General features: G+C 62.1%; 2 protein-coding genes. Both read left to right on the top strand.

Annotated features, from left to right (window positions below):
- Window positions 1-216 precede the first annotated feature (216 nt).
- Entirely contained in the window at window positions 217-1,326 is a 1,110-nt protein-coding gene (locus tag OC610_RS26235; protein WP_264432013.1) for a DUF3182 family protein, read from the top strand.
- Complete coding sequence (locus OC610_RS26230; protein ID WP_030140481.1) at window positions 1,316-2,074, top strand: alpha/beta hydrolase family protein; 759 nt, start codon at window positions 1,316-1,318, stop codon at window positions 2,072-2,074. The genes OC610_RS26235 and OC610_RS26230 overlap by 11 nt, the downstream gene beginning before the upstream one ends.
- Window positions 2,075-2,097 lie beyond the last annotated feature (23 nt).

Genomic DNA, 2,097 nt, shown 5'->3' with positions numbered 1-2,097 from the left:
GCAAGCTCTCTCGCCGCTGGTGGGACTGTGTCTGCCGGCTGGCATCGTGCAATTTGCCGGATTCCAACCGTCTGTCGTGCAGAATGAAACAGGCCCCGTGCCATATCATCCATGCATTCCCCCGTTTCCTCGACCGTTCGTCCTGCGCCGTGCCGTTGGCCTGATCTCTGCAATCCTTATGGCTACGGCTATTGAGCGCAGTTGAAAGGACAACGCATGACGTCGATCCATCGTGACAAATTAGTAGTAGCTCACTCGGTCAATCCCCAGGCGCCGCTGCATGAAGTCGAAACCAATCGGGCGCTGGCGCGCTGGTTGGCGAATATCCTTGGCCTGGAGTACGGCGGCAGTTACGACAGTCGACAACATGCCGGTCGAGAGCTGTACCTGTTGCCCACGCAGACCCTGATCGGCCCTGAGGCTGCATTGCGCCTGGGCATCAAGGGACCGGATGATCTCTGGGGCGGTTACGTCGACCACGATTTCATCTGCACCAAGGCGATCGCCCATGGTCTGTTGAATAAGGACGCGGTTGCGCCGAAGGGCTGGTCGCCGCTGTTCGCCAAGCTGACCCGGGGCGTTGTACTCGACGGCATCAGCGTGTTCTCCCTCAAGGATGCGCGCCAGGCCGCCGAGCATCTGCTTTACGCCGGACCGATTCGCTTCAAGCCAATCCATGCTTGCGCCGGACGTGGCCAGCGGGTCATCCGAAGCATCGCGCAATTCGACGAAATCGTCGCGGCGCCAGACGCCCAGGCGGTGTTCAGCGAGGGCATCGTGCTGGAGCAGAACCTCAATGAGATCAAGACCCAGAGCGTCGGCCAAAGCTTCATCAATGGCAGGGTCTTGAGCTACTGCGGCGTGCAACACCTGACCCATGACAACGAAGGGCAGGAGGTCTATGGCGGTTCCGACCTGCTGGTGGCCCAAGGTGGCTATATCGAGTTGCTCGGTCTGGAACTGCAAGACGATGCGCGCGAGGCGGTGCGCCTGGCCCAGGTGTTCGATGACGCCGCCAACCAGGCATTTCCGACGTTTTTTGCATCGCGGCGCAATTATGACATCGCCCAAGGGACGGATACTGGTGGCCAGCCTCGCGGCGGCGTGCTGGAGCAATCCTGGCGAATGGGCGGTGCCAGCAGCGCGGAGCTCGCGGCACTGCAGGTGTTTGTCGAGGATCCTTCGGTCCGCGCGGTCCGGGTGTCCTCGGTCGAAACCTACTCCGATCAGCCGCTGCCCCCCGGCGCGACGGAGATTTATCGGGGCGCGGCGGAAAACGGTGATTTCCTACTCAAATACGTAACGGTTCAATCCTATGACGGCTAGAAGCGAAACCATCCAGATTGCCATCGATGATGAGCATATGAACGGGACCTTCCTCAGCCCCAAATCAAAGGTCCCCGGCGTTTTGTTCGTACACGGTTGGGGCGGCAGCCAGGAACGTGATCTTGAACGGGCCAAGGGCATCGCCGGCCTGGGCTGCGTGTGCCTGACCTTTGACTTGCGCGGCCACACGGGGGGCGCGGGCATTCCGCTGTCACGGGTCACGCGGGAGGACAACCTGCGGGACCTGCTGGCGGCCTACGACCGGTTGCTGGCCCACCCCGGCCTGGACACTTCGGCGATCGCGGTGGTCGGCACCAGCTACGGCGGTTACCTGGCCTCGATCCTGACGTCGTTGCGTCCGGTGCGCTGGCTGGCCTTGCGGGTGCCGGCGCTCTACCGGGACGAGCAGTGGCACACGCCCAAGCGTGACCTGGACAAGACCGACCTGCTCGATTATCGCAGCACTTTGGTCCACGCCGACACCAACCGGGCCTTGCAGGCCTGCTCGCAATTCACGGGCGATGTGCTGCTGGTGGAGTCCGAGACCGATGACCATGTGCCACACGCCACGATCATGAGTTATCGAGCGGCGTGCCAGCAGACCCACTCGTTGACCCATCGGATCATCGACGGCGCCGACCATTCCCTGAGCGACCCCGTGTCACAACAGGCCTACACCTCGATCCTGGTGAGCTGGATCACGGAGATGGTGGTGGGCGAGCGGTTGAGCATTATTCAGGAGCGGTAAGACATGAGGTGTCCAGGCGGGCC

Origin of the sequence: Pseudomonas agronomica (assembly GCF_025917275.1) — a bacterium.
Lineage (GTDB): Bacteria > Pseudomonadota > Gammaproteobacteria > Pseudomonadales > Pseudomonadaceae > Aquipseudomonas > Aquipseudomonas agronomica.
Note: the sequence above shows the minus strand (reverse complement) of the source record. Positions and strands in the feature narration are given on the sequence as shown.